At 40.6% G+C, this 1,135-nt stretch carries 2 protein-coding genes; both read right to left on the reverse strand.

What is annotated here, in order from left to right; all coding sequences use genetic code 11:
• Positions 1-257: UvrD-helicase domain-containing protein (locus IQR33_RS34190; protein WP_228014102.1), on the reverse strand; the 257-nt coding region annotated here is incomplete at its 3' end.
• A partial coding sequence (locus IQR33_RS34195; protein WP_228014103.1) for an ATP-dependent nuclease occupies positions 254-1,135 on the reverse strand: 882 nt, incomplete at its 5' end. The genes IQR33_RS34190 and IQR33_RS34195, both read right to left, overlap by 4 nt.

Below are 1,135 nucleotides of genomic sequence, written 5' to 3' on the forward strand. Positions count from 1 at the left end.
TCTCCGAGAGTGAATGACGAGAATGGGTAGATGATTTCGTTTAACAAGAAGCTATGTACGGTCTGTATACAGAGATTCGACGGAATAAAGCCATGTTGTTTGATTATCTCTTGCTCTATCTTCGCTGTTGCAGAGTTTGTGTAGGTCAGTGCAAATGTCTTTTTGTGACTAGTACAAGCTTCGATGTGCTCTATCAAAGTCTTTGCTAAGCCATAAGTTTTCCCAGCACCTGCACCAGCAATCTGTACTTCTATCATGATACCGCCTCGATGACCTCAGCGATGTGAGCTGGTAACTTGATATCCAGTGGATTCTCTTCATCAACCATCGCATCACATACATCAAGCATTCTTGCTGTCTTACCATTAATCATGTGCTTGGATACTGCGTCGAGGTCGCCTTCTATTTCGAATAAATCACTTAGTAAAGCTAGGTTGTCTTCTGCTTCTACTAAATCAATTTCAAGTGTGTAGTTTGTTGTTGTTCTTACAGTGACATTCGCATGCGCTGTGTCATAGGCATCATGTTTGGCTTTAGCTACATCTGAATTGTCATAATCACGGACAACACCAATTTTCTTGTTCTGGTTATCTTTGTTCAAGGCTAGCCATATATCTAAGAAAGTGGCGTAACCACGTTGACCAATTGGAATAATATCAATGTCGTTGAGGGCTGGTTGTTTAGACAGATAAGTGCTGATTAGCATTTCTTCAGTCGGGCCCTCTACGAGAATGACTTTGTTCGCAAACAGCAGCTTTAAGATGTCGAAGTTAGGTCTCTTTCTTAGGTAGTCAACTAGCTTAGTTGGAGTATCAGACAGACTAATTGCTTTCTCGCCAGTAAACGCCAACACATTAGAGATCTTTAGCTTGTTGATGATCGATGGGTTATGGGTCGAAATGATAGTTTGTACAAGCGAGCCACTGTTGCTTGAGCTTTTCTCAATGAAGTCTCTTACTAAACGAAGGTTGTTAACGCTCAAGTGTGCTTCTGGTTCTTCTATACAGCACAAATTGAATGTATCACCACATGACTTGTAGTAAGCAAACAGGATGAGTATGTAGATAAGATTTCGTTGTCCTAAGCCTTTTTGGTACAGAAATTCATTCCCGTATTTCAAAGTGATGTTCGATAA

Source organism: Vibrio sp. OPT46 (genome assembly GCF_015163535.1).
Lineage (GTDB): Bacteria > Pseudomonadota > Gammaproteobacteria > Enterobacterales > Vibrionaceae > Vibrio > Vibrio alginolyticus.